We start from the raw sequence: 24,849 nt of genomic DNA, 5'->3' as shown, positions 1-24,849 counted from the left end.
GGCGCGGACGAGCGTGGCCTTCATATGGCGGTGGGCCCGCACACGGCATCTGGGCCGTTCTGGGAGAGCCGAACACGGACCCCCGAAAGCCTGTGGAAGGATCCTACGTGGTCGCCTCGAGCACCTCCAACGAAACCGCTTCCGTCTCCCCGCGTTCCGGCGCCTCCGCCGGTCGCATCTCCTTCGCCAAGATCGCCGAGCCGCTGGACGTGCCCGATCTGCTGGCGCTGCAGACCGACTCCTTCGACCGCCTCGTCGGCAACGAGCGCTGGGCCGCGCGCGCCGAGCAGGCCCAGGCCGCCGGCGACCACTCCGTGCCGGTGACCTCCGGCCTCACGGACATCTTCGAGGAGATCTCCCCGATCGAGGACTTCCAGGAGACCATGTCCCTGTCGTTCTCCGAGCCGGAGTTCGCGGACGCGAAGATGCCGGAGGAGGAGTGCAAGGAGCGCGACGCCACCTACGCCGCGCCGCTGTACGTCAAGGCCGAGTTCATGAACAACACGACCGGCGAGATCAAGCAGCAGACCGTCTTCATGGGCGACTTCCCGCTCATGACCAAGAACGGCACCTTCATCATCAACGGCACCGAGCGCGTCGTCGTGTCCCAGCTGGTCCGCTCCCCGGGCGCCTACTTCGAGCGCACCCCGGACAAGACCTCGGACAAGGAGATCTTCTCCGCCAAGATCATTCCCTCGCGCGGCGCCTGGTTCGAGCTCGAGGTGGACAAGCGCGACCAGGTGGGCGTCCGCCTGGACCGCAAGCGCAAGCAGCCGGTGACCGTGCTGCTCAAGGCCATGGGCTGGACCGAGTCCCGCATCCTCGAGGAGTTCGGCCAGTACGACTCCATCCGCGCCACCCTGGAGAAGGACGGCACCGCGGACCAGGACGAGGCCCTGCTCGACATCTACCGCAAGCTGCGCCCGGGAGAGCCGGCCGCCGTGGATGCCGCCCAGACCCTGCTGAACAACCTGTACTTCACCCCGAAGCGCTACGACCTGGCGAAGGTGGGCCGCTACAAGCTCAACCGCAAGCTGGGCGTGGACGTGCCGCTGTCCGATCCGCACTCCACTGTGCTGACCGAGGACGACGTGGCCCAGATGGTGCACTTCATCTGCGCCCTGCACGCCGGCGAGTCCACCATCAAGGGCACCCACGACGGCGAGGACGTGGACGTGCGCGTCGAGATCGACGACATCGACCACTTCGGCAACCGCCGCATCCGCGCCGTGGGCGAGCTGATCGAGAACCAGATCCGCACCGGCCTGTCCCGGATGGAGCGCGTCGTGCGTGAGCGCATGACCACCCAGGACGTCGAGGCGATCACCCCGCAGACCCTGATCAACATCCGCCCGGTCGTGGCGTCGATCAAGGAGTTCTTCGGCACCTCCCAGCTGTCCCAGTTCATGGACCAGAACAACCCGCTGGCGGGCCTGACGCACAAGCGTCGCCTGTCCGCGCTCGGCCCGGGCGGCCTCTCGCGCGACCGTGCCGGCATGGAGGTCCGCGACGTCCACCCGTCGCACTACGGCCGCATGTGCCCGATCGAGACCCCTGAGGGGCCGAACATCGGCCTCATCGGCTCGCTCGCGACCTTCGGTCGCATCAACTCCTTCGGCTTCATCGAGACCCCGTACCGTCGCGTCGAGGACGGCAGGGTCACCGACAAGGTCGACTACCTGACCGCGGACGACGAGCTCGGCTGCCAGATCGCGCAGGCGAACGCGCCGGTGGGCGAGGACGGCCGCTTCATCGAGGACCTGGTCCTCTGCCGTCAGCGCGGCGGCGGCGGCGAGCCGGTGCTGTCCGCTGTGGACGACATCGACTACATGGACGTCTCCCCGCGCCAGATGGTGTCGGCCGCGACCGCCCTGATCCCCTTCCTCGAGCACGACGACGCCAACCGCGCGCTCATGGGCGCCAACATGCAGCGCCAGGCCGTGCCGCTGCTGCAGTCCGAGGCCCCGTACGTGGGCACCGGCATGGAGAAGTACGTGGCCGTGGACGCCGGCGACTCCGTGACGGCCACCGCGGCCGGCGTCGTGACCGAGGTGGCCGCCGACCTGGTGACCGTCATGAACGACGACGGCACCACCACGCACTACCCGATCATGAAGTTCGCCCGCTCGAACCAGGGCAACGCGTACAACCAGCGCGTGCGTGTGTCCGAGGGCGACCGCGTGGAGCCGCTGAGCATCATCGCCGACGGCCCCGCCACCGACAACGGCGAGCTCGCCCTGGGCAAGAACCTGCTCGTGGCGTTCATGCCGTGGGAGGGCCTCAACTACGAGGACGCCATCATCCTGTCCCAGCGCATGGTCTCCGACGACGTGCTGACCTCGATCCACATCGAGGAGTACGAGGTCGACGCCCGTGACACCAAGCTGGGCGCCGAGGAGATCACCCGGGACATCCCGAACGTGTCCGACGAGGTGCTGTCCCAGCTCGACGAGCGCGGCATCATCCACATCGGCGCCGAGGTGGAGGCCGGCGACATCCTCGTCGGCCGTGTCACCCCGAAGGGCGAGACCGAGCTGACCCCGGAGGAGCGCCTGCTGCGCGCCATCTTCGGCGAGAAGTCCCGCGAGGTGCGCGACACCTCGCTGAAGGTGCCCCACGGCGAGTCCGGCACCGTCATCGGCGTGCGCATCTTCGACCGCGACGAGGACGACGACCTGCCTCCGGGCGTGAACCAGCTGGTCCGCGTCTACGTCGCGCAGAAGCGCAAGATCACCGACGGAGACAAGATGGCCGGCCGTCACGGCAACAAGGGCGTCATCTCCAAGATCCTGCCGGTCGAGGACATGCCGTTCCTCGCCGACGGCACCCCGGTGGACGTCATCCTGAACCCGCTGGGCGTGCCGGGCCGAATGAACCTCGGCCAGGTCATGGAGCTGCACCTGGGCTGGGCCGCCTCCCGCGGCTGGGACATCCAGGGTGAGCCCGAGTGGATCAAGGACCTGCCGAACTTCCCGCGGCAGTCCGGACCGGTCAACGTCGCCACCCCGGTGTTCGACGGTGCCGAGGCCTACGAGATCGAGGGCCTGCTGGGCCATGTCAACGTGACCCCCGACGGCGAGCGCCTGATGGGCACCGACGGCAAGGCCCGGCTGTTCGACGGCCGCACCGGCGAGCCGTTCCCGGACCCGATCTCCGTCGGCTACATGTACATGCTGAAGCTGCACCACCTCGTGGACGACAAGATCCACGCGCGCTCCACCGGCCCGTACTCGATGATCACCCAGCAGCCGCTCGGCGGAAAGGCCCAGTTCGGTGGCCAGCGCTTCGGCGAGATGGAGGTGTGGGCGCTCGAGGCGTACGGCGCCGCGTTCACCCTCCAGGAGCTGCTGACCATCAAGTCCGACGACATCCACGGGCGTGTGAAGGTGTACGAGGCCATCGTGAAGGGCGAGAACATCCCGGAGCCGGGCGTTCCGGAGTCCTTCAAGGTCCTCATCAAGGAGATGCAGTCCCTGTGCCTCAACGTGGAGGTCCTCTCCGCGGACGGGCAGACCGTCGAGATGCGTGACTCGGATGACGAGAGCTTCCGGGCCGCCGAGGAGCTGGGCATCGACCTGTCCCACGCCGAGCCGAGCTCGGTCGAGGAAGTCTGAGCCCCTCGCTCCCGCACCCACAAGACGTCACCTGAGAACCACTGAACTGAGGAGTTCACCGGAACATGACCGTTCACAGCATGTCCACTGACAACTCTTTCGGCCTGATGCGCATCGGCCTGGCCACGGCGGAGGACATCCGCCGCTGGTCCTACGGCGAGGTGAAGAAGCCGGAGACCATCAACTACCGCACCCTCAAGCCGGAGAAGGACGGGCTCTTCTGCGAGCGCATCTTCGGCCCGACCCGTGACTGGGAGTGCGCCTGCGGCAAGTACAAGCGCGTGCGCTTCAAGGGCATCGTCTGCGAGCGCTGCGGCGTCGAGGTGACCCGCTCCAAGGTGCGCCGCGACCGCATGGGCCACATCGAGCTCGCCGCCCCCGTGACCCACATCTGGTACTTCAAGGGCGTGCCCTCGCGCCTGGGCTACCTGCTGGACCTGGCCCCGAAGGACCTCGAGAAGGTCATCTACTTCGCGGCCTACATGATCACCTCTGTGGACGAGGAGGCCCGCCACAAGGACCTGCCGAACCTGCAGGCCGAGCACGACCAGGAGACCCGTGTCCTGGCCGAGCAGCGCGACGCGGACATCGCCGCGATCGCCGGTGACCTGGAGAAGGACCTGGCCAAGCTGGAGTCCGAGGGCGCCAAGGCCGCGGAGAAGAAGAAGGCCCGCGACGCCGCGGACAAGACCATGGCGCAGATCCGCAAGCGTGCGGACGCGGAGCTGGACCGCAAGGAGCAGGTCTGGGACCGCTTCAAGAACCTCAAGGTCGCCGACCTCGAGGGCGATGAGGGTCTCTACCGCGCCATGCGCGACAAGTACGGCCAGTACTTCACCGGTGCCATGGGCGCGGAGGCCATCCAGAAGCGCCTGGAGACCTTCGACCTCGAGGCCGAGGCCGAGATGCTGCGCGAGACCATCAAGACCGGCAAGGGCCAGCGCAAGACCCGCGCCCTGAAGCGTCTGAAGGTCGTCAACGCGTTCCTGACCACGGACAACTCCCCGGAGGGCATGGTCCTCGACGCGGTCCCGGTGATCCCGCCGGAGCTGCGCCCGATGGTCCAGCTGGACGGCGGCCGCTTCGCGACCTCCGACCTCAACGACCTCTACCGTCGCGTGATCAACCGCAACAACCGCCTGAAGCGCCTGCTCGACCTCGGTGCCCCCGAGATCATCGTGAACAACGAGAAGCGCATGCTCCAGGAGTCCGTGGACTCCCTGTTCGACAACGGCCGTCGCGGCCGCCCGGTCACCGGTCCGGGCAACCGCCCGCTGAAGTCGCTGTCCGACATGCTCAAGGGCAAGCAGGGCCGCTTCCGCCAGAACCTGCTCGGCAAGCGCGTCGACTACTCGGGCCGTTCGGTCATCGTGGTCGGCCCGCAGCTGAAGCTGCACCAGTGCGGCCTGCCGAAGCAGATGGCGCTGGAGCTGTTCAAGCCGTTCGTGATGAAGCGCCTCGTGGACCTGAACCACGCGCAGAACATCAAGTCCGCCAAGCGCATGGTGGAGCGTTTCCGCCCCCAGGTGTGGGACGTGCTCGAAGAGGTCATCACCGAGCACCCGGTGCTGCTGAACCGCGCACCCACCCTGCACCGTCTGGGCATCCAGGCCTTCGAACCGCAGCTCGTCGAGGGCAAGGCCCTCCAGCTGCACCCGCTGGTCTGCTCGGCGTTCAACGCGGACTTCGACGGCGACCAGATGGCGGTCCACCTGCCGCTGTCGCCGGAGGCCCAGGCCGAGGCCCGACTGCTCATGCTCTCGAGCCACAACATCCTGAAGCCGTCGGACGGCCGCGCCGTGGCCGTCCCCGCACAGGACATGATCATCGGCCTGAACCACCTGACCACCGTCCGCGAGGACGAGGTCGGCGCCGGCCGCGAGTTCTCCTCGGTCGCCGAGGCCATCATGGCCTTCGACGCCGGCGAGCTGCACCTGAACGCCCCGGCCAGGATCGCGGTGGAGGGCTTCGTGCCCTCGGCCGCCGTGTCCGCTCCCGAGGAGTGGAACGAGGGTGAGCCCGCCCTGATCGAGACGACCCTGGGCAAGGTCATCTTCAACGACCTGCTGCCGGCCGACTACCCGTGGCTGGACACCCAGGCCACCAAGGGCACCCTCGGCAAGCTGGTCAACGACCTGGCCGAGCGCTACCCGATGGCCGTCACCGCCCAGACGCTGGACAACCTCAAGGACGCCGGCTTCTACTGGGGCACCTGGTCGGGAGTCACCGTGGCCATCTCCGACATCACCTCGGACATGGACAAGGCCGCCATCATGGAGGGCTACGAGGAGCAGGCCCGCCGTGTGCAGGCCCAGTACGACAAGGGCCTCATCGCGGACGACGAGCGTCGCTCCGAGCTGATCGACATCTGGAACAAGGCGACCGACGAGGTCGCCGAGGCCATGCGTGCCGGCCTGCCGACGCTGAACACCATCAACCGCATGGTGACCTCCGGTGCACGAGGCAACTGGCTCCAGGTGCGCCAGATCGCGGGCATCCGCGGCCTGGTGGCGAACCCGCAGGGCGAGATCATCCCGCGTCCGATCAAGTCCTCCTACCGCGAGGGCCTGTCCGTGCTCGAGTACTTCATCGCGACCCACGGCGCCCGCAAGGGCCTCGCGGACACCGCGCTGAAGACCGCGAACTCGGGGTACCTGACCCGACGTCTCGTGGACGTCTCCCAGGACGTCATCGTCCGCGAGGAGGACTGCGGCACCGAGCGCGGCCTGGCTGTGACCATCGCCGTGGCCGACGCCAACGGCGAGCTGCGGCAGCACGAGACGGTGGAGAACTCGGCGTTCGCCCGCACCCTGGCGACCGATGTGGAGGTCGACGGCACGGTGGTGGCGAAGGGCGGCGCCGACGTGGGCGACGTCCTGATCGGCGAGCTCGTGGCCGCCGGCGTGACCGAGATCAAGGTGCGCTCCGTGCTCACCTGCGAGTCCGCCGTGGGCACCTGCGCGAAGTGCTACGGCCGCTCCATGGCCACCGGCCAGATGGTGGACATCGGCGAGGCGGTGGGCATCATCGCCGCCCAGTCGATCGGTGAGCCGGGCACCCAGCTGACCATGCGTACCTTCCACACCGGCGGTGTGGCGTCCGCGGACGACATCACGCAGGGTCTGCCGCGTATCCAGGAGCTGTTCGAGGCCCGCACGCCGAAGGGCATGGCCCCGATCTCCGAGGTCGCCGGCCGTGTGACCGTCGAGGACGACGAGACCTCGATCCGCCTGATCCTGACTCCGGACGACGGCTCCGAGGAGATCGCCTACCCGGTGCTGCGCCGTGCGCGCCTGCTGGTGGAGGACGGCGAGCACGTGGCCGTGGGCACCCAGCTGGTGGCCGGTGCGGTGGACCCGAAGCAGGTGCTGCGCGTGCTCGGCCCCCGAGCTGCCCAGCGCTTCCTCGTGGACGAGGTGCAGAACGTGTACCAGTCCCAGGGTGTGGGCATCCACGACAAGCACGTGGAGGTCATCGTCCGCCAGATGCTGCGTCGCATCACTGTGATCGAGTCCGGTGAGACCGACCTGCTGCCGGGCGAGCTGACCGACCGCGTCCGCTTCGTGGCCGCCAACCGCGCCGCCGTGTCCGAGGGCCGTCAGCCGGCCTCCGGCCGTGACGAGCTCATGGGCATCACCAAGGCCTCGCTGGCGACCGACTCGTGGCTGTCCGCCGCGTCCTTCCAGGAGACGACCCGCGTGCTCACGCAGGCCGCCATGGAGGGCAAGGAGGACCCGCTGCTGGGCCTGAAGGAGAACGTGATCATCGGCAAGCTGATCCCGGCCGGCACCGGCCTGGACCGCTACACCCAGACCGTGGTGGAGCCGACCGAGGAGGCGAAGGCGAACCTGTTCACCTCGCCCTCCGGCTTCGCGGACTTCGACTACCCGGGCCTGGACCAGTCCATGGGCGGCGACTTCCACGCCATGACCCTGGACGACTACGGCCGCGGCGGCGACTTCCGCGCCTGACCCGGTCCGGACCCGTCGGTCCGGTCGGCTGAGCTGAGGGCCCGTCCCGCTCCCGCAAGGCGGGGGAGGGGCGGGCCCTCCGCCGTGCCCGCCGGGGACGGGGCGGACCGGCGGGCGGAGGCGGGTGCCGTCGTCGTGCCGCGCCGGGACGGCATAGGGAACGACGACGGCCCGGCCCCTCCGTGCGGAGGGCGCCGGGCCGTGGGCTCCCGGGAGCGGACGCGTCAGCGACGCGACATGTACAGGGTGAACGCCTTGGCGAGGAGCCTGTTGACCGGGAAGTCCCACTCTCCGTGGGTCTGCACGATGTTGGCGCCCTGCGTCGTCTTGAACTCGGTGAGGCCGGTGATCCGGTTCTCGTGGTCCACGGAGCCGGGCACGCCGCCCAGGTCCAGCCAGTGGCAGCCGTCGGCGATGCCGGCCTCGATCTGGGTGAGCTGCAACAGGCGGGGGGCGTCCCGCTTGCGCTCCTTCTGGGAGGAGGCGGAGTAGGGGCGGTAGCAGATGTGGCCCTGGCGGAAGTGGAAGGCCGCGGCGACCGGCTCCCCTTCGTACTCGGCGATGTAGTAGGTGACGTCGGCGATCTCAGAGCCGCCCAGCTGCTCGATCACGCGCTGGAAGTACTCCTTGGGTCGGCCGGTGAACTTGTCGCGCTCGGCGGTCTCGTCCTGCAGGGCCTCCCACTCGCCGAGGCGCTCGACGCCGGCGGTGACGACGTCCAGGTCGTTGCGGGTGGAGCGGCGGGTGCGCTTGCGGGAGGAGCCGGACATGCGGGTGAGCACGCCGTCCACGTCCAGGTCCTTCAGCGGGATGCGGGCCTGGAACATCGGCTGGCCCGCGGAGAAGCCCTCGAGGACCTCGGGGGCCTGCCAGCCGGCGGCACGGAGCTCGTCCTGCAGCTCGAGGGCGCCGGGAGTGACCTCGCAGGGCAGGTCGGTGAGCACCGTGTACTGCGGGTCCGTGAGGGACTTGCGGACGGTGTCCGCCTCCCAGGTGCGGACCACGCCGGGCGGGCCCACGCGGACCAGGAAGGCGCCCTGGGACTTCAGCAGCTGCACCAGCGGGGTGAGCGCGTCCACGAGGCGTACGCCCTCGTCGAGGACCGGTCCCTCGGCGATGTAGGCGAGGAAGGCCTTGCCCAGCACGGGCACGCGGGCCGGCACCGGCAGGGGGCGGGCGAGCACGAGGGCCGCGCCCACGAGCTCGGTGCCGCGGAAGATGCCCACGGACTGGCCGCGCCAGTCCGTCTTCACGTTGGCCCAGCGCGGGTTCTGGAGGAAGGAGGCCTCCGGGTGGCGGGCGAGGAAGGCGGTGTGCTGAGCCTCGTCGATGCCGCGCACGGTCAAAGGACCGGACGGGGCGGACGGGGTCGTCTGTGCTGCATCAGGTTCGGGTGTCACGCGGCCAGTCTACGGCGGGGGCGCGGGGAGCGCCCGGGATCGCGGCCCGGCCGATGTGTCCTCTCGCACCCCGTGTTGGCGCGTGTGGGCGCGCATGGTATTCTCGATCCGATTGTTTTTCGTGTGGCAGTATGGACGCGGTCCGGGTTGCGGGGAAGTTGCGCAACGAATGCCACACTTTTGCACGCCTGCGGACGTTTGCTCATGGAGCCCCACAGGAGAGGCAGAACGAGGAACGAGCAGCCGCCGAACCCGAGGCCCTCTGGCCTGCCGGCTCGGCAGATCACGTCAGCGATCACCGAAACACAGGAAGGCTGAAGAGTGCCTACGATTCAGCAGCTGGTCCGCAAGGGCCGCTCACCGAAGATCGTCAATACGAAGGCCCCTGCGCTGCAGGGCAACCCCATGCGTCGTGGCGTGTGCACCCGCGTGTACACCACGACCCCGAAGAAGCCGAACTCGGCGCTGCGCAAGGTCGCCCGTGTCCGCCTCAGCGGCGGCATCGAGGTCACCGCGTACATCCCGGGCGAGGGTCACAACCTGCAGGAGCACTCGATCGTGCTCGTCCGCGGCGGTCGTGTGAAGGACCTGCCCGGCGTGCGCTACAAGATCGTGCGCGGCGCGCTCGACACCCAGGGCGTCAAGAACCGCGGTCAGGCCCGCTCCCGTTACGGCGCCAAGAAGGAGAAGAAGTAATGCCTCGTAAGGGTCCCGCGCCGAAGCGCCCCCTCGTCGTCGATCCCGTCTACGGCTCCCCGCTGGTCACCCAGCTGATCAACAAGGTGCTGGTCGACGGCAAGAAGTCCACCGCCGAGCGCATCGTCTACGGTGCCCTCGAGGGCACCCGTCAGAAGACCGGCAACGATCCGGTGGCCACCCTGAAGAAGGCCATGGACAACATCAAGCCGGCCCTGGAGGTGCGCTCCCGCCGCGTCGGCGGTGCCACGTACCAGGTCCCGGTCGAGGTCAAGCCTGGCCGCTCCACCGCCCTGGCCCTCCGCTGGCTGGTCGGCTTCTCCAAGGCCCGCCGCGAGAAGACCATGACCGAGCGGCTGATGAATGAGATCCTCGATGCGTCGAACGGCCTCGGCGGCGCCGTGAAGCGCCGTGAGGACAGCCACAAGATGGCCGAGGCCAACAAGGCCTTCGCCCACTACCGCTGGTGACGTCGTCGGCCCGGGGCGGGGAGGTGTCCTCCGCGCTCCGGGCCCTCCGCCGCCGGGGAGTGATCCCCGCGGCCTTCTCCGTACCACTCTGACGAGCCCCCACCCCACCCGACACAAGGGAGACACCGTGGCACAGGACGTGCTGACCGACCTGAACAAGGTCCGCAACATCGGCATCATGGCGCACATCGATGCCGGCAAGACCACCACCACCGAGCGCATCCTCTTCTACACGGGTGTGAACCACAAGCTCGGCGAGACCCACGACGGTGCGTCGACCACCGACTGGATGGAGCAGGAGAAGGAGCGCGGCATCACCATCACCTCCGCCGCGGTGACCTGCTTCTGGAAGAACACCCAGATCAACATCATCGACACCCCCGGCCACGTGGACTTCACCGTCGAGGTGGAGCGCTCCCTGCGCGTGCTCGACGGCGCCGTCGCCGTGTTCGACGCCAAGGAGGGCGTGGAGCCGCAGTCCGAGACCGTGTGGCGCCAGGCCGACAAGTACGAAGTGCCGCGCATCTGCTTCGTCAACAAGATGGACAAGCTGGGTGCCGACTTCTACTTCACCGTGGACACCATCGTCTCCCGCCTCGGCGCCAAGCCGCTCGTGATGCAGCTGCCGATCGGCGCCGAGAACGACTTCGTCGGCGTGGTCGACCTGATCTCCATGAAGGCCTTCGTGTGGCCGGGCGACGCCAAGGGCGACGTGACCATGGGCGCCGAGTACGTGACCGAGGAGATCCCGGCCGACCTGCAGGAGAAGGCCGAGGAGTACCGCAACCAGCTGCTCGAGGCCGTCGCCGAGGCCGACGAGGAGCTCATGGAGAAGTACCTCGAGGGCGAGGAGCTCACCGAAGAGGAGATCGTCGCCGGCGTGCGCAAGCTCACCGTGAACGCCGAGGCCTACCCGGTGTTCTGCGGCTCCGCGTTCAAGAACCGTGGCGTGCAGCCGATGCTCGACGCCGTGGTCGCCTACCTGCCGAACCCGCTCGACGCCGGTGCCGTGAAGGGCCACGCCGTCAACGACGAGGACGAGGAGCTCACCCGCGAGCCGTCCAAGGAGGAGCCGTTCTCGGCCCTGGCCTTCAAGATCGCCTCGCACCCGTTCTTCGGCACCCTCACCTTCATCCGCGTGTACTCCGGCCGTCTGGCGACCGGTGCGCAGATCCTCAACGCCACCAAGGGCAAGAAGGAGCGCATCGGCAAGCTCTTCCAGATGCACGCCAACAAGGAGAACCCGGTGGAGGAGGTCGTCGCCGGCCACATCTACGCGGTGATCGGCCTGAAGGACACCACCACCGGCGACACCCTCTGCAACCCGGACCACCCGATCATCCTCGAGTCCATGTCGTTCCCGGAGCCGGTGATCGCCGTGGCCATCGAGCCGAAGTCGAAGGGCGACCAGGAGAAGCTCTCCGCCGCCATCCAGAAGCTCGTCGCCGAGGATCCGACCTTCCGCGTCAACCTCAACGAGGAGACCGGCCAGACCGAGATCGGCGGCATGGGCGAGCTGCACCTCGACGTGTTCGTGGACCGCATGAAGCGCGAGTTCAAGGTCGAGGCCAACGTGGGCAAGCCGCAGGTCGCGTACCGCGAGACCATCAAGCGCACCGTCGAGAAGGTCGACTACACCCACAAGAAGCAGACCGGCGGCTCCGGCCAGTTCGCGAAGGTCCAGCTCAAGTTCGAGCCCCTGGACACCGCCGACGGCGAGGTCTACGAGTTCGAGAACGCCGTGACCGGCGGCCGTGTGCCGCGCGAGTACATCCCGTCGGTGGACGCGGGCATCCAGGACGCCATGCAGTTCGGCGTGCTGGCCGGCTACCCGATGGTCGGCGTGAAGGCGACCCTCCTCGACGGCGCCTACCACGACGTCGACTCCTCGGAGATGGCGTTCAAGATCGCCGGCTCGCAGGCCTTCAAGGAGGGCGTGCGCAAGGCGAACCCGGTCCTCCTCGAGCCGCTGATGGCCGTTGAGGTCCGCACTCCGGAGGAGTTCATGGGCGACGTCATCGGCGACCTGAACTCCCGCCGTGGCCAGATCCAGTCCATGGAGGACGCCACCGGCGTGAAGGTCGTCAAGGCCCTCGTGCCGCTGTCGGAGATGTTCGGCTACATCGGCGATCTGCGCTCCCGCACCCAGGGTCGCGCGGTCTTCTCGATGACCTTCCACTCCTACTCCGAGGTCCCGAAGGCCGTCGCCGACGAGATCATCGAGAAGTCCCAGGGCGAGTGACCCCAGGTCACACGTCGGAAACCGACTTGCTCCCCGCGGCCGCACGCGCTGCGGCCGCGGGGAAGCACGGGAGCCGCACCACCCCGGCGGCGCGGCTCCCGCACAGGACGGGTCAGGTCCGGTCCGCTTCAGGCGGCACTGCTGGCCTGGAACCGGACTGGTCCTCACATCCGCCGGGATTTTCCCAACACCACATCGACGCGTAGACTCGGGAGAGTTGTCAGCACGCCCTGCGACGCTGCATGAAATCTTCAAGTCTTCGCGATGATGAACACGTTCTAGGAGGAACTGTGGCAAAGGCAAAGTTCGAGCGCACGAAGCCGCACGTCAACATCGGCACCATCGGCCACGTCGACCACGGCAAGACCACCCTGACCGCGGCGATCTCGAAGGTTCTGTACGACCAGTACCCGGACCTGAACGAGGCCCGTGACTTCGCCACCATCGACTCCGCTCCGGAGGAGCGCCAGCGCGGCATCACCATCAACATCTCCCACGTGGAGTACCAGACCGAGAAGCGTCACTACGCCCACGTGGACGCCCCGGGCCACGCCGACTACATCAAGAACATGATCACCGGCGCTGCCCAGATGGACGGTGCCATCCTCGTGGTCGCCGCCACCGACGGCCCGATGGCCCAGACCCGTGAGCACGTCCTCCTGGCCCGCCAGGTCGGTGTGCCGGCCCTGCTCGTGGCCCTGAACAAGTCCGACATGGTCGAGGACGAGGAGCTCCTCGAGCTCGTCGAGATGGAGGTCCGCGAGCTGCTGTCCTCCCAGGAGTTCGACGGCGACGAGGCTCCGGTCGTGCGCGTCTCCGCTCTCAAGGCCCTCGAGGGCGACGAGAAGTGGGTCAAGTCCGTGCAGGACCTGATGGCCGCCGTCGACGAGTACATCCCGGATCCGGTCCGCGACCGCGACAAGCCGTTCCTGATGCCGATCGAGGACGTCTTCACCATCACCGGCCGCGGCACCGTGGTGACCGGCCGTGCCGAGCGCGGCACCCTCGCCATCAACTCCGAGGTCGAGATCGTGGGCATCCGCGACCTGCAGAAGACCACCGTCACCGGCATCGAGATGTTCCACAAGCAGCTCGACGAGGCCTGGGCCGGCGAGAACTGCGGTCTGCTGCTGCGCGGCCTGAAGCGTGACGACGTCGAGCGCGGCCAGGTCGTCGTGGCCCCGGGCTCGATCACCCCGCACACCAACTTCGAGGCCAACGTCTACATCCTGTCCAAGGATGAGGGCGGCCGCCACAACCCGTTCTACTCGAACTACCGCCCGCAGTTCTACTTCCGCACCACCGATGTCACCGGCGTCATCACCCTGCCGGAGGGCACCGAGATGGTCATGCCGGGCGACACCACCGAGATGTCGGTCGAGCTCATCCAGCCGATCGCCATGGAGGAGGGCCTCGGCTTCGCCATCCGTGAGGGTGGCCGCACCGTGGGCTCCGGCCGCGTGACCAAGATCACCAAGTGATCGTCTGATCGCAGCCGGTCGGCTCCCTGAGCCGATCACAGCGACGACGGCCCCTCGCCTCTTCGGAGGCGGGGGGCCTTCTCGTGTGCTCGGGGCGGCGACGGGCACCGGTACGCTGGTGGGCATGGAACTCCTCATCACCCTGCTGGTCCTCGCGGCGGTCGTGGCCGTCGGCCTCGGCCTCTACCGACACTTCAAGCCGGAGATCGAGCGCGCCCGGCGCATCCGTCGTGCGAACCGCGGAGGGGAGATCGAGCGGTGACCGCCGCCGCTCCACGTCGACTGTTCGGGATCACCGCCGCGGCGGAGATGGTCACCTGGGCGCTGCTGATCCTGGCGATGGCCCTCAAGTACACCGGCGTCACCGAGGCGCTCATGCCTGTGGGCGGCGGTGTCCACGGCTTCGTCTTCCTCTGCTATGTGGTGGTGGTGGTCGCCGTCTGGATCGATTCGCGCTGGTCTGCCGGGCGAGGACTGGTGGCGCTGGGATCGGCGGTCATTCCCTTCATGACCGTGCCTTTCGAACGCGCGATGGGACGGCGGGGCGAGCCGGCGGACCGCTGGCGTGTGCTCGACGAGCCCGGGCGGGACTCCGCTGCGGACCGGCTGCTGCGCGCGGTGCTCGCCAGGCCGGTCGTGAGCGTGCTGATCGCCCTCGTCGTGGTGGCGGTGGTGTTCGTGGCGCTGCTGATGGCGGGCCCGCCCACCGAATGGGGGAACTGACTGCCCGCACCGGCGTTCTGGGCCGGCGCGTCCAGGATCACAGGACGGCACCGATGCGCCGGTTGGCGGACGGTGCCGTTCTCTGTCATACTGGATAAGTTGCTCAAGCGCTCCAGGCGCCGCCGCCCATGTGTCTCGTGGCCGGCTGCGGAGCCCAGATGCACAATCCCTCCAGTCCGACGCCGGCGCGTCTGCTCTCCCGGAGAGAGCGACACGCCCGACCGCGTGGACCGGAGCCCGACGAGGGCGAGGAACCCGGCTCAGCCGGATTCACCCCGGACGGGTCGAGGACAAGATGCAGGACGGACGTGTCCTGCGCACAGGGACAGGAACAGCTACTCGACGAGAGAGGCGTGACGCCATGGCGGGACAGAAGATCCGCATCCGGCTGAAGTCGTACGACCACGAGGTCATCGACGTCTCGGCCCGCAAGATCGTTGACACGGTCACGCGCGCAGGCGCAACGGTGGTCGGCCCCGTGCCGCTGCCGACGGAGAAGAACGTGTACTGCGTTATCCGTTCTCCGCACAAGTACAAGGACAGCCGTGAGCACTTCGAGATGCGCACCCACAAGCGGCTGATCGACATCATCGACCCGACTCCGAAGGCCGTCGACTCGCTCATGCGACTGGACCTGCCCGCGGACGTCAACATCGAGATCAAGCTCTGAGAGGGAGGTGCTGAGAGACTATGACCAACACCCGTAACGTCAAGGGCCTGCTGGGCACGAAGCTCGGCATGACCCAGGTCTGGGACGAGAACGGCAAGCTCATCCCCGTCACCGTGGTCCAGTCCGAGTCCAACGTGGTCACCCAGCTGCGCAACGAGGAGACCGACGGCTACACCGCCGTCCAGATCGCCTACGGCCAGATCGACCCCCGCCGCGTGACCAAGCCGCTGGCCGGTCACTTCGAGAAGGCAGGCGTGACTCCGCGCCGCCACCTGGTGGAGCTGCGCACCGCCGACGCCGCCGAGTACGAGCTCGGCCAGGACCTGTCCGTCGAGGTCTTCGAGGCCGGCCAGAAGGTGGACGTCGTGGGCACCACCAAGGGCAAGGGCTTCGCCGGCGCCATGAAGCGCCACGGCTTCGCCGGTGTGGGCGCCTCCCACGGTCAGCACAAGAACCACCGCAAGCCGGGCTCCGTCGGCGGCGCCGCCACTCCGGGCCGTGTCTTCAAGGGCATGCGCATGCCGGGCCGCCTGGGCGCTGTCCGCCAGACCACCCACAACCTCACGCTCCACGGCATCGACGTGGACAACAACCTGCTGCTGATCAAGGGCGCTGTCCCCGGCCCCAAGGGCCAGGTCGTGCTCGTGCGCAGCGCCGCGAAGGGAGCCTGAGACCCATGGCCAACTCTGTGAAGACCGTCAAGGTCGACCTGCCCGCCGAGATCTTCGACGTGCAGGCGAACGTCCCGCTGATGCACCAGGTCGTCGTGGCCCAGCTCGCCGCCGCCCGCCAGGGCACCCACAAGGCGAAGGACCGCGGTGAGGTGTCGGGCGCCGGTCGCAAGCCGTTCAAGCAGAAGGGCACCGGCCGTGCACGCCAGGGCTCCATCCGCGCTCCGCACATGACCGGCGGTGGCATCGTCCACGGCCCGACCCCGCGTGACTACTCGCAGCGGACTCCGAAGAAGATGAAGGCCGCCGCTCTGCGCGGCGCCCTGTCCGACCGGGCCCGCCACGGTCGCATCCATGTGATCGAGGCCCTCGTCACCGGCGAGACCCCGTCCACCAAGGCGGCGAAGGCCGGCCTGGAGTCGCTGAACACCGGCCGCAAGAACATGCTGGTCGTCATCGACCGCGCCGACGACGTCGCCGCCCTGTCCGTCCGCAACCTGCCCGCCGTGCACACCCTGTACGCCGACCAGCTGAACACCTACGACGTGCTCGTCTCCGACGACGTCGTGTTCACGCAGGCCGCCTACGAGGCGTTCGTGGCGCGCGCCACCGGTGCCAAGAAGGAGGATGCCCAGTGAGCGGCTCCATCAACAAGGATCCCCGCGACGTGATCATCGCTCCCGTCGTGTCGGAGAAGAGCTACGGTCTGATCGACGAGGGCAAGTACACCTTCCTCGTGGACCCGCGCTCCAACAAGACCGAGATCAAGCAGGCCGTCGAGCGCATCTTCGACGTGTCCGTCGCCTCGGTGAACACCCTGAACCGTCCGGGCAAGCGCCGTCGGACCCGCTTCGGCTGGGGCCAGCGCAAGTCCACCAAGCGTGCCATCGTCACGCTGAAGGACGGAACGATCGACATCTTCGGAGGTCCGCTCGCCTCCTGAGGCGTTGCGGAGACCACTTAATCGAGGAACAGGTACATGGCTATCCGTAAGTACAAGCCGACCACCCCGGGCCAGCGTGGCTCGTCGGTGGCCGACTTCGCAGAGATCACCCGGTCCACGCCGGAGAAGTCCCTTCTCCGTCCGCTGCATAAGACCGGTGGACGCAACAACACCGGCCGCATCACCACCCGTCACAAGGGCGGTGGCCACAAGCGGCAGTACCGTCTGATCGACTTCCGTCGTCACGACAAGGACGGTGTGCCGGCGAAGGTCGCTCACATCGAGTACGACCCGAACCGCACCGCGCGCATCGCGCTGCTGCACTACGCCGACGGCACCAAGCGCTACATCCTGGCCCCGGCCAACCTGCGTCAGGGCGCCGTGGTCGAGGCCGGCCCGAACGCCGACATCAAGGCGGGCAACAACCTCCCGCTGCGCAACATCCCGCTGGGCACCATGATCCACGCCGTGGAGCTGCGTCCGGGCGGCGGCGCGAAGCTGGCCCGCTCGGCCGGCGCCGCGATCCAGCTGGTCGCCCGTGAGGGCAAGTACGCCCAGCTGCGCCTGCCCTCCGGTGAGATCCGCAACGTCGACGTGCGCTGCCGCGCCACCGTCGGCGAGGTGGGCAACGCCGAGCAGTCCAACATCAACTGGGGCAAGGCCGGCCGCATGCGCTGGAAGGGCGTTCGCCCGACCGTCCGCGGTGTCGTGATGAACCCGGTCGACCACCCGCACGGCGGTGGCGAGGGCAAGACCTCCGGCGGCCGTCACCCGGTCAACCCGAACGGCAAGCCCGAGGGCCGCACCCGCCGTCCCAACAAGGAAAGCGACAAGTACATCGTGCGTCGTCGCCGTTCCGGCAAGAACAAGCGATAAGGGAGCTGAGAAGACATGCCTCGCAGCCTGAAGAAGGGCCCCTTCGTCGATCAGCACCTCTACCTGAAGGTTCTGGCGGAGAACGAGAAGGGCACCAAGAACGTCATCAAGACCTGGTCTCGCCGGTCGATGATCATCCCGGACATGCTCGGCCACACCATCGCGGTGCACGACGGCCGCAAGCACATCCCGGTGTTCGTCACCGAGTCCATGGTGGGCCACAAGCTCGGAGAGTTCGCCCCCACGCGGACGTTCCGCGGTCACGTGAAGGACGACAAGAAGGGCAAGCGCCGCTGAGCCTGACGGTTCGTGGAGCTTGACCTTCGAGAGATTCGAAAGAGAGAAGCAATGGAAGCCAAGGCAATGGCGCGCCACCTGCGCGTGACGCCGATGAAGGCCCGGCGCGTCGTCGACCTGGTCCGTGGCAAGGACACCGTGGAGGCCCTGGCCATCCTGAAGTTCGCCCGTCAGGGCGCTTCGGAGCCGGTCTACAAGATCGTCGCCTCCGCCGTGGCCAACGCCCGTGTGAAGGCCGACCGTGAGGGCCTCGCGTTCGACGAGGACTCGCTGTACATCAGCGAGGCCTACGTGGACGAGGGCCCGACCATGAAGCGGTTCCAGCCGCGTGCCCAGGGCCGCGCCTACCGCATCGACAAGCGCACCAGCCACGTGACCGTGGTGGTCGCCACCAAGGACGAGAAGGGTGGGAACTGAGTAAATGGGCAACAAGATCAACCCGAACGGTTTCCGTCTCGGCGTCACCACCGACCACGTCTCGCACTGGTTCGCTGACTCCCACAAGGACGGTCAGCGCTACAAGGACTTCCTCAAGGAGGACGTCAAGATCCGCGAGCTGATGACCAACGGCATGGAGCGCGCCGGCATCTCCAAGGTGGAGATCGAGCGCACCCGTGACCGCGTGCGGGTGGACATCCACACCGCTCGTCCGGGCATCGTGATCGGTCGTCGCGGCGCTGAGGCCGACCGCATCCGCGGGGAGCTCGAGAAGCTCACCGGCAAGCAGATCCAGCTGAACATCCTCGAGGTCAAGAACCCCGAGACCGATGCCCAGCTGGTCGCCCAGGGCGTGGCGGAGCAGCTGTCTTCCCGCGTGGCCTTCCGCCGCGCGATGAAGAAGGCCATCCAGTCGGCCATGCGTGCCGGCGCCAAGGGCATCAAGATCCAGTGCTCCGGCCGCCTCGGCGGCGCCGAGATGAGCCGTTCCGAGTTCTACCGCGAGGGCCGCGTGCCGCTGCACACCCTCCGGGCGAACGTGGACTACGGCAAGTTCGAGGCCCGGACCACCTTCGGTCGCATCGGCGTGAAGGTCTGGATCTACAAGGGCGATCTCACCGCGAAGGAGCTGGCCGCCAAGGAGGCCGCTCAGCCGTCCGGCCGTGGCCGCGGCGACCGTCGCGGTGGCGAGCGTCGCCGTCGCAACGATCGTGCTGAGCGTGCTCCGCGCCGCGAGAACACCGCGCCGGCCGCCGCTCCCGCTGAAGGAGGAAACGCCTGATGCTGATTCCCCGTCGCGTCAAGCACCGCAAGCAGCACCACCCCAAGCGCACCGGCACCGCCAAGGGCGGCACCGCCGTGACCTTCGGTGAGTGGGGCATCCAGGCGCTCACGCCGGCCTATGTGACGAACCGTCAGATCGAGGCCGCGCGTATCGCCATGACCCGTTACATCAAGCGTGGCGGCAAGGTGTGGATCAACATCTACCCGGACCGTCCGCTGACCAAGAAGCCCGCCGAGACCCGTATGGGCTCCGGCAAGGGCTCGCCCGAGTGGTGGGTGGCCAACGTGAAGCCGGGCCGCGTGCTGTTCGAGCTGTCCGGTGTGTCCGAGGACGTCGCCCGTGAGGCGCTGCGCCTCGCGATCCACAAGCTGCCGCTGAAGGCCCGAATCATCCGTCGAGAGGGTGGTGAGTGATCCCATGGCCATCGGAACCAAGGATCTGAACGTCGAGTCCCTGGACGGCATGGACAACGGCCGTCTCCAGGAGGCCCTGAAGTCCTCCAAGGAGGAGCTGTTCAACCTGCGCTTCCAGGCCGCCACCGGTCAGCTGGACAACTCCAGCCGACTGAAGGCCGTCAAGCGTGACATCGCCCGCATCTACACCATCCTGCGTGAGCGCGAGCTCGGCATCCGCGAGGACGTCGTCGCGCCGGGCAAGGCTGACGAGAAGAACGAGGAGGCTGCCAAGTGAGCGAGCAGACCGCCGCCGCCTCCGAGGAGCGCGGCTACCGCAAGTCCGTCCGCGGCATCGTCGTCTCGGACAAGATGGACAAGACCATCGTGGTCGAGGTCGAGGACCGCAAGAAGCACGCGCTGTACGGCAAGGTCATGCGCACCACCAAGCGTGTGAAGGCGCACGATGAGGAGAACGCCGCCGGTGTCGGCGACCGCGTTCGCCTCGCTGAGACCCGACCGCTGTCGGCGTCGAAGCATTTCCGTCTCGCGGAGATCGTCGAGCGCGCCAAGTGACGCGTTCGGCGTGAGCCGAATGACAGGCGAAGGCCCGTCCGCTGCCGTTGGCAGGGGCGGGCCTTTGCTGTAGACTTCTATGTTCGTGCGCCCTTTGTTGGCAGGACCATCCATCCTGCGTGCCGAGGGAGTCGCACGCCGATCCCGGAACCGCCTCGGCCTTGCCCTGCGTTCCGCAGCCTGCCCCGAACCGCGCCGCTGTCTGAAGATGCGGTGGGGGAGAGGTGTGGGCCCGAACGCGAGAGGGGCAGGGGTAAGCACGCCGGGATCACCGCTTGACCGTTCCGCAAGGCTCACCCACCGGGGGTGAGAACCGGCGCGACGCTAGGAGAGATAAGTGATTCAGCAGGAGTCGCGGCTGAAGGTCGCCGACAACACCGGTGCGAAGGAGATCCTGACCATCCGTGTTCTCGGTGGCTCGGGACGCCGCTACGCAGGCATCGGCGACACCATCGTCGCCACCGTGAAGGACGCCATCCCCGGCGGCAACGTCAAGAAGGGCGATGTCGTCAAGGCTGTGGTCGTGCGGGCTCGCAAGCAGTCTCGCCGTCCGGACGGCTCGTACATCCGCTTCGACGAGAACGCGGCCGTCATCCTCAAGAACGAGAACGAGCCGCGCGGCACTCGTATCTTCGGCCCCGTGGGCCGTGAGCTGCGCGACAAGCGCTTCATGAAGATCGTGTCGCTCGCTCCGGAGGTGATCTGACCCATGGCGAAGATCAAGAAGGATGACCTGGTCCAGGTCATCGCCGGCAAGGACAAGGGCATGCAGGGCAAGGTCCTGCGCGTGTTCCCGTCCACCGACCGCGTGCTGGTCGAGGGCGTCAACCGCGTGACCAAGCACCTGCGTGCCGGCCAGAACAACAACGGCTCCACCGAGGGCGGCCTGCAGGTCGTCGAGGCCCCGATCCACATCTCGAACGTGGCCGTGGTGGACCCGGAGACCAAGAAGCCGACCCGCGTGGGCTACCGCTTCGAGACCGTCGAGAAGGACGGCGTGAGCACGACCGTGAAGGTCCGCTTCGCCAAGGCCTCGGGGAAGGAGCTGTGATGACCGAGGTTCAGCAGACCACCAAGGTCACCCCGCGTCTGAAGACCAAGTACCGCGATCAGATCCGCGCCGCCCTGCAGGAGGAGTTCTCCTACGGCAACGTCATGCAGGTGCCGGGCGTCGTCAAGGTCGTCGTCAACATGGGTGTCGGCGAGGCCGCCAAGGACTCGAAGATCATCGACGGCGCCGTGGCCGACCTGACCCTGATCACCGGTCAGAAGCCGATGATCACCAAGGCCCGCAAGTCCATCGCGCAGTTCAAGCTGCGTGAGGGCATGCCGATCGGCACGCACGCCACCCTCCGTGGCGACCGCATGTGGGAGTTCCTGGACCGCCTCGTCACCTTCGCGCTCCCGCGCATCCGTGACTTCCGGGGTCTGTCCGACCGCCAGTTCGACGGCAACGGCAACTACACCTTCGGCCTGTCCGAGCAGACCGTGTTCCACGAGATCGATCAGGACAAGATCGACCGCGTGCGCGGCATGGACATCACCGTGGTGACCTCTGCCAAGAACGACGACGAGGGCCGCGCGCTGCTGAAGGCGCTGGGCTTCCCGTTCAAGACCGAAAAGTAAGACCTCTACGCCACAGGTCCCGTGCCGGTGAACCGGAGCGGGAAACCGCGGCGAGAAAGGGCGTGAAGCCCACATGACCATGACCGATCCCGTCGCAGACATGCTGACGCGTCTGCGCAATGCGAACTCGGCCTACCACGACACCGTGTCCATGCCGTCGTCCAAGCTGAAGACCCGCGTGGCCGACATCCTCAAGGCCGAGGGCTACATCGCCGACTGGCGCGAGGAGGAGGCCGAGGTCGGCAAGAAGCTGATCATCGACCTGAAGTTCGGACCGCAGCGCGAGCGTGCCATCGCCGGCCTGCGCCGCATCTCCAAGCCGGGTCTGCGCGTGTACGCGAAGTCCACCAACCTCCCGCACGTGCTGGGTGGTCTGGGCATCGCCATCCTGTCCACCTCCTCCGGTCTGCTGACCGACCGGCAGGCCGCCAAGAAGGGCGTCGGCGGCGAAGTCGTCGCCTACGTCTGGTGACGGACGAGACCGAAGAAAGGCTGTATTGACATGTCGCGAATCGGACGTCTGCCGATCACCGTTCCCAGCGGCGTCGATGTGACCATCGACGGCGCCCGCGTCACCGTGAAGGGCCCGAAGGGCCAGCTGGAGCACACCCTGCCCTCCCCGATCACGGCCACCCTCGAGGACGGACAGGTCACCGTGGCCCGTCCGGACGACGAGCGTGAGTCCCGTTCCCTGCACGGCCTGTCCCGCACCCTGATCAACAACATGATCCTGGGCGTGACGGAGGGCTTCTCCAAGCAGCTCGAGGTCATCGGCACCGGCTACCGCGTGCTGGCCAAGGGCCAGGACCTGGAGTTCGCCCTGGGCTACTCCCACCCGGTTCCGGTGAAGTGCCCGGAGGGCATCTCCTTCGCCGTCGAGGGCAACAAGGTCACCGTCTCCGGTATCGACAAGCAGAAGGTCGGCGAGACCGCCGCCAACATCCGCAAGCTGCGCCGCCCGGACCCGTACAAGGGCAAGGGCGTCCGCTACGCGGGCGAGCAGATCCGCCGCAAGGCCGGAAAGGCAGGTAAGTGATGTCTACTCTGAAGGTGAAGGGCAAGGGCAAGTTCAACGCCCGTACCCGCCGCCACCTCCGTGTCCGCAAGCGGATCTCCGGCACCACCGCCCGTCCGCGCCTGGTCGTGAACCGCTCTGCACGCCACATGTTCGTGCAGGTCGTCGACGACACCCAGAGCCGCACTCTGGCCTCGGCCTCCACCATGGAGGCGGACCTGCGTGCATTCGAGGGCGACAAGACCGCCAAGGCCAAGCGCGTGGGCGAGCTCGTCGCCGAGCGTGCGAAGGCTGCGGGGATCGAGACCGTCGTGTTCGACCGCGGTGGCAACAAGTACCACGGCCGTGTGGCCGCCGTCGCCGACGGTGCCCGAGAGGGTGGGCTGCAGCTGTGACCGAGACCAACAACCAGAAGGACACCCAGGTGACCGAGAACACCGAGACCGCTGTCGCCGAGACCGCTGCCGGCTCGGCCAGCCAGTCCACCGAGCGTTCCGGCGGTCGTGGTGGTCGTGACAACGGCCGCGGCGGCCGTGACGATCGCCGCGGCGGCCGTCGCGACGACCGCAACCGTCGTGGCGCCCAGGACGAGGACAAGGACGCGTTCCTCGAGCGCGTCGTCGCCATCAACCGCGTGGCGAAGGTCGTCAAGGGCGGCCGTCGCTTCAGCTTCACCGCCCTGGTCGTCGTCGGCGACGGCAACGGCATGGTCGGTGTGGGCTACGGCAAGGCGAAGGAGGTCCCCGCCGCGATCCAGAAGGGCGTGGAGGAGGCCAAGAAGTCGTTCTTCCGTGTCCCGCGCGTCGGCTCCACCATCCCGCACCTCGTGCAGGGTGAGGACGCCGCCGGCGTCGTGCTGCTCCGTCCGGCCTCCCCGGGTACCGGCGTGATCGCCGGCGGCCCGGTGCGCGCCGTGCTGGAGTGCGCCGGCATCCATGACGTGCTGTCCAAGTCCATGGGCTCCGTGAACGTCATCAACATCGTTCGCGGCACCGTGGACGCCCTCAAGAAGCTCGAGGAGCCCCAGGCCGTGGCCGCCCGCCGCGGCAAGGCCCTGGACGAGATCGCCCCCCACGCCATGCTGCGCACCATGGAGGCCGACCGCGCCCAGAAGAGCACCGAGAAGGCAGGTGCCTGAGCCATGTTTGAGCCCACTCGTAAGAACATCCAGCCCTCGGACGCCACCCTGGTCATCACCCAGACCCGCGGCGTCTCGGGCGTGAAGCAGAACCAGCGCGACACCCTGCGCTCGCTGGGCCTGAAGCGGATCGGCCACCAGGTCACCCGCAAGGCCGACGCGGCGACCGTCGGCATGGTGAACACCGTGCCGCACCTGGTGTCCGTGGAGGAGGTCAGCAATGGCTGAGAACGACGCCATCCGGATCCACGACCTGCGTCCGGCCCCGGGCGCCAAGACCGCGAAGACCCGCGTGGGCCGCGGTGAGGCCTCCAAGGGCAAGACCGCCGGCCGTGGCACCAAGGGCACCAAGGCCCGTTACCAGGTGCGTCCGGGCTTCGAGGGCGGCCAGCTTCCGCTGCAGATGCGTCTGCCGAAGCTGCGCGGCTTCAAGAACCCGTTCCGCACCGAGTACCAGGTCGTGAACCTGGACAAGCTGAACACCGCCTTCCCGGAGGGCGGCGAGGTCTCGGTCGAGGCCCTCGTCGAGAAGGGTCTGGTCCGCAAGAACCAGCCCGTCAAGGTGCTCGGCTCCGGTGAGATCTCCGTCGCCGTGCAGGTGAAGGCCCACGCCTTCTCCGCCTCGGCCGTGGAGAAGATCGCTGCCGCGGGCGGGTCCACCGAGACCCTCTGACCCCCGCGGTCGCACAGAGGCCCCCGATCCCCAGGTCCGCCTGGGGGCCGGGGGCCTCTTGCATCGCCGTGTAGACTGCCCTGGTGGTCCGCGTGGGCGGTGCCACAGCCCGTCGCGTCGAGAGGCGGGGACCACCACACCGACCGCACACAG

Annotated in this window: 29 protein-coding genes; 28 read left to right on the top strand and 1 reads right to left on the bottom strand. The window is 67.9% G+C overall.

The genetic code is table 11. The features are described from left to right. Positions 1–107 precede the first annotated feature (107 nt). Positions 108–3,614 carry a DNA-directed RNA polymerase subunit beta gene (rpoB, locus tag MLY01S_RS01015; protein WP_067188465.1) on the top strand — a complete coding sequence of 1,169 codons (3,507 nt, stop codon included), beginning with the start codon at positions 108–110 and terminating at the stop codon, positions 3,612–3,614. Between the two features lie 80 nt (positions 3,615–3,694). Further along, entirely contained in the window at positions 3,695–7,585 is a 3,891-nt protein-coding gene (locus tag MLY01S_RS01010) for a DNA-directed RNA polymerase subunit beta' (RefSeq protein WP_067188463.1), read from the top strand. Positions 7,586–7,809: 224 nt separating this feature from the next. On the opposite strand, the gene MLY01S_RS01005 is transcribed toward MLY01S_RS01010, so the two are convergent. Then, entirely contained in the window at positions 7,810–8,985 is a 1,176-nt protein-coding gene (locus MLY01S_RS01005; protein ID WP_245232123.1) for a lipid II:glycine glycyltransferase FemX, read from the bottom strand. Positions 8,986–9,306: 321 nt separating this feature from the next. Between MLY01S_RS01005 and rpsL the strand changes: the two genes are divergently transcribed. The 26 genes from rpsL (at position 9,307) to rplO (ending at position 24,696) form a co-directional block, all read left to right on the top strand. After that, a complete protein-coding gene (rpsL, locus tag MLY01S_RS01000; protein WP_067188459.1) occupies positions 9,307–9,681 on the top strand; it encodes a 30S ribosomal protein S12 in 375 nt (124 codons plus the stop codon). Then, complete coding sequence (rpsG, locus tag MLY01S_RS00995) at positions 9,681–10,151, top strand: 30S ribosomal protein S7 (RefSeq protein ID WP_067188458.1); 471 nt, start codon at positions 9,681–9,683, stop codon at positions 10,149–10,151. The genes rpsL and rpsG overlap by 1 nt, the downstream gene beginning before the upstream one ends. Before the next feature lie 127 nt (positions 10,152–10,278). Further along, positions 10,279–12,393, top strand: a complete 2,115-nt coding sequence (fusA, locus tag MLY01S_RS00990; RefSeq protein ID WP_067188455.1) for an elongation factor G — start codon at positions 10,279–10,281, stop codon at positions 12,391–12,393. 290 nt (positions 12,394–12,683) lie between these two features. Then, positions 12,684–13,874 (top strand): elongation factor Tu, encoded by a 1,191-nt coding sequence (gene tuf / locus MLY01S_RS00985; RefSeq protein ID WP_067188451.1) that lies wholly within the window; start codon positions 12,684–12,686, stop codon positions 13,872–13,874. 124 nt (positions 13,875–13,998) lie between these two features. Continuing rightward, positions 13,999–14,136, top strand: a complete 138-nt coding sequence (locus tag MLY01S_RS12580) for a hypothetical protein (protein WP_167635501.1) — start codon at positions 13,999–14,001, stop codon at positions 14,134–14,136. Beyond that, positions 14,133–14,597, top strand: coding sequence for a DUF3817 domain-containing protein (locus MLY01S_RS00980; RefSeq protein WP_067188449.1), 465 nt, complete (start codon positions 14,133–14,135; stop codon positions 14,595–14,597). Before MLY01S_RS12580 ends, MLY01S_RS00980 begins: the two co-directional genes overlap by 4 nt. Before the next feature lie 361 nt (positions 14,598–14,958). Then, the gene (gene rpsJ, locus MLY01S_RS00975) at positions 14,959–15,267 is read left to right on the top strand and encodes a 30S ribosomal protein S10 (protein WP_002857463.1); all 309 of its coding nucleotides are present in this window, start codon (positions 14,959–14,961) and stop codon (positions 15,265–15,267) included. Positions 15,268–15,287: 20 nt separating this feature from the next. Next, the gene (rplC, locus tag MLY01S_RS00970) at positions 15,288–15,938 is read left to right on the top strand and encodes a 50S ribosomal protein L3 (protein ID WP_067188447.1); all 651 of its coding nucleotides are present in this window, start codon (positions 15,288–15,290) and stop codon (positions 15,936–15,938) included. 5 nt (positions 15,939–15,943) lie between these two features. Next, positions 15,944–16,576 (top strand): 50S ribosomal protein L4, encoded by a 633-nt coding sequence (gene rplD, locus MLY01S_RS00965; RefSeq protein ID WP_067188445.1) that lies wholly within the window; start codon positions 15,944–15,946, stop codon positions 16,574–16,576. Beyond that, positions 16,573–16,881, top strand: a complete 309-nt coding sequence (gene rplW, locus MLY01S_RS00960; RefSeq protein WP_067188443.1) for a 50S ribosomal protein L23 — start codon at positions 16,573–16,575, stop codon at positions 16,879–16,881. The genes rplD and rplW overlap by 4 nt, the downstream gene beginning before the upstream one ends. 36 nt (positions 16,882–16,917) lie before the next feature. Further along, a complete protein-coding gene (rplB, locus tag MLY01S_RS00955; RefSeq protein WP_067188442.1) occupies positions 16,918–17,757 on the top strand; it encodes a 50S ribosomal protein L2 in 840 nt (279 codons plus the stop codon). 15 nt (positions 17,758–17,772) lie between these two features. Next, complete coding sequence (rpsS, locus tag MLY01S_RS00950; protein ID WP_067188440.1) at positions 17,773–18,054, top strand: 30S ribosomal protein S19; 282 nt, start codon at positions 17,773–17,775, stop codon at positions 18,052–18,054. A 51-nt stretch (positions 18,055–18,105) separates the two neighbouring features. Next, positions 18,106–18,471 (top strand): 50S ribosomal protein L22, encoded by a 366-nt coding sequence (gene rplV, locus MLY01S_RS00945; protein WP_067188438.1) that lies wholly within the window; start codon positions 18,106–18,108, stop codon positions 18,469–18,471. Between the two features lie 4 nt (positions 18,472–18,475). Then, complete coding sequence (gene rpsC / locus MLY01S_RS00940; protein ID WP_067188435.1) at positions 18,476–19,273, top strand: 30S ribosomal protein S3; 798 nt, start codon at positions 18,476–18,478, stop codon at positions 19,271–19,273. Beyond that, entirely contained in the window at positions 19,273–19,689 is a 417-nt protein-coding gene (gene rplP / locus MLY01S_RS00935; protein WP_067188434.1) for a 50S ribosomal protein L16, read from the top strand. The genes rpsC and rplP overlap by 1 nt, the downstream gene beginning before the upstream one ends. Before the next feature lie 4 nt (positions 19,690–19,693). Then, entirely contained in the window at positions 19,694–19,966 is a 273-nt protein-coding gene (gene rpmC / locus MLY01S_RS00930) for a 50S ribosomal protein L29 (RefSeq protein ID WP_067188433.1), read from the top strand. Then, positions 19,963–20,244, top strand: coding sequence for a 30S ribosomal protein S17 (gene rpsQ, locus MLY01S_RS00925; protein WP_067188431.1), 282 nt, complete (start codon positions 19,963–19,965; stop codon positions 20,242–20,244). The genes rpmC and rpsQ overlap by 4 nt, the downstream gene beginning before the upstream one ends. Before the next feature lie 337 nt (positions 20,245–20,581). Continuing rightward, positions 20,582–20,950, top strand: a complete 369-nt coding sequence (gene rplN, locus MLY01S_RS00920; protein ID WP_067188429.1) for a 50S ribosomal protein L14 — start codon at positions 20,582–20,584, stop codon at positions 20,948–20,950. 3 nt (positions 20,951–20,953) lie between these two features. Beyond that, entirely contained in the window at positions 20,954–21,295 is a 342-nt protein-coding gene (gene rplX / locus MLY01S_RS00915) for a 50S ribosomal protein L24 (RefSeq protein ID WP_067188427.1), read from the top strand. Further along, complete coding sequence (gene rplE, locus MLY01S_RS00910; RefSeq protein ID WP_067188425.1) at positions 21,295–21,870, top strand: 50S ribosomal protein L5; 576 nt, start codon at positions 21,295–21,297, stop codon at positions 21,868–21,870. The genes rplX and rplE overlap by 1 nt, the downstream gene beginning before the upstream one ends. 73 nt (positions 21,871–21,943) lie before the next feature. Next, complete coding sequence (rpsH, locus tag MLY01S_RS00905) at positions 21,944–22,342, top strand: 30S ribosomal protein S8 (RefSeq protein ID WP_067188419.1); 399 nt, start codon at positions 21,944–21,946, stop codon at positions 22,340–22,342. 30 nt (positions 22,343–22,372) lie between these two features. Then, entirely contained in the window at positions 22,373–22,906 is a 534-nt protein-coding gene (gene rplF, locus MLY01S_RS00900) for a 50S ribosomal protein L6 (RefSeq protein WP_067188415.1), read from the top strand. After that, a complete protein-coding gene (rplR, locus tag MLY01S_RS00895; protein ID WP_067188413.1) occupies positions 22,906–23,280 on the top strand; it encodes a 50S ribosomal protein L18 in 375 nt (124 codons plus the stop codon). The genes rplF and rplR overlap by 1 nt, the downstream gene beginning before the upstream one ends. Beyond that, positions 23,277–24,023, top strand: a complete 747-nt coding sequence (gene rpsE / locus MLY01S_RS00890) for a 30S ribosomal protein S5 (RefSeq protein WP_082739492.1) — start codon at positions 23,277–23,279, stop codon at positions 24,021–24,023. The genes rplR and rpsE overlap by 4 nt, the downstream gene beginning before the upstream one ends. 3 nt (positions 24,024–24,026) lie before the next feature. Further along, positions 24,027–24,251 (top strand): 50S ribosomal protein L30, encoded by a 225-nt coding sequence (rpmD, locus tag MLY01S_RS00885; RefSeq protein WP_067188411.1) that lies wholly within the window; start codon positions 24,027–24,029, stop codon positions 24,249–24,251. Then, positions 24,244–24,696 (top strand): 50S ribosomal protein L15, encoded by a 453-nt coding sequence (gene rplO, locus MLY01S_RS00880; RefSeq protein WP_067188409.1) that lies wholly within the window; start codon positions 24,244–24,246, stop codon positions 24,694–24,696. Before rpmD ends, rplO begins: the two co-directional genes overlap by 8 nt. The last annotated feature ends 153 nt before the right edge of the window (positions 24,697–24,849 follow it).

This window comes from Micrococcus lylae NBRC 15355 (genome assembly GCF_001570885.1).
Taxonomy (GTDB): Bacteria; Actinomycetota; Actinomycetes; order Actinomycetales; family Micrococcaceae; genus Micrococcus; species Micrococcus lylae.
The sequence above is the reverse complement of the archived record's forward strand: the minus strand, read 5'-3'. Positions and strand labels throughout refer to the sequence as shown.

Excerpts from the sequence above, each read along its gene's own strand:
- rpsC (WP_067188435.1), top strand. The coding sequence starts at position 18,476 with ATGGGCAACAAGATCAACCCGAACGGTTTCCGTCTCGGCGTCACCACC.
- rpmC (WP_067188433.1), top strand. The coding sequence starts at position 19,694 with ATGGCCATCGGAACCAAGGATCTGAACGTCGAGTCCCTGGACGGCATG.
- rpsS (WP_067188440.1), top strand. The coding sequence starts at position 17,773 with ATGCCTCGCAGCCTGAAGAAGGGCCCCTTCGTCGATCAGCACCTCTAC.
- rplF (WP_067188415.1), top strand. The coding sequence starts at position 22,373 with ATGTCGCGAATCGGACGTCTGCCGATCACCGTTCCCAGCGGCGTCGAT.
- rplB (WP_067188442.1), top strand. The coding sequence starts at position 16,918 with ATGGCTATCCGTAAGTACAAGCCGACCACCCCGGGCCAGCGTGGCTCG.
- rplE (WP_067188425.1), top strand. The coding sequence starts at position 21,295 with ATGACCGAGGTTCAGCAGACCACCAAGGTCACCCCGCGTCTGAAGACC.
- rplX (WP_067188427.1), top strand. The coding sequence starts at position 20,954 with ATGGCGAAGATCAAGAAGGATGACCTGGTCCAGGTCATCGCCGGCAAG.
- MLY01S_RS12580 (WP_167635501.1), top strand. The coding sequence starts at position 13,999 with ATGGAACTCCTCATCACCCTGCTGGTCCTCGCGGCGGTCGTGGCCGTC.
- rplD (WP_067188445.1), top strand. The coding sequence starts at position 15,944 with ATGGCCAACTCTGTGAAGACCGTCAAGGTCGACCTGCCCGCCGAGATC.
- rplO (WP_067188409.1), top strand. The coding sequence starts at position 24,244 with ATGGCTGAGAACGACGCCATCCGGATCCACGACCTGCGTCCGGCCCCG.
- rplR (WP_067188413.1), top strand. The coding sequence starts at position 22,906 with ATGTCTACTCTGAAGGTGAAGGGCAAGGGCAAGTTCAACGCCCGTACC.
- rplP (WP_067188434.1), top strand. The coding sequence starts at position 19,273 with ATGCTGATTCCCCGTCGCGTCAAGCACCGCAAGCAGCACCACCCCAAG.
- rplC (WP_067188447.1), top strand. The coding sequence starts at position 15,288 with ATGACCAACACCCGTAACGTCAAGGGCCTGCTGGGCACGAAGCTCGGC.
- MLY01S_RS01010 (WP_067188463.1), top strand. The coding sequence starts at position 3,695 with ATGTCCACTGACAACTCTTTCGGCCTGATGCGCATCGGCCTGGCCACG.
- rpsH (WP_067188419.1), top strand. The coding sequence starts at position 21,944 with ATGACCATGACCGATCCCGTCGCAGACATGCTGACGCGTCTGCGCAAT.
- rpsG (WP_067188458.1), top strand. The coding sequence starts at position 9,681 with ATGCCTCGTAAGGGTCCCGCGCCGAAGCGCCCCCTCGTCGTCGATCCC.
- rpmD (WP_067188411.1), top strand. The coding sequence starts at position 24,027 with ATGTTTGAGCCCACTCGTAAGAACATCCAGCCCTCGGACGCCACCCTG.
- rplV (WP_067188438.1), top strand. The coding sequence starts at position 18,106 with ATGGAAGCCAAGGCAATGGCGCGCCACCTGCGCGTGACGCCGATGAAG.
- rpsJ (WP_002857463.1), top strand. The coding sequence starts at position 14,959 with ATGGCGGGACAGAAGATCCGCATCCGGCTGAAGTCGTACGACCACGAG.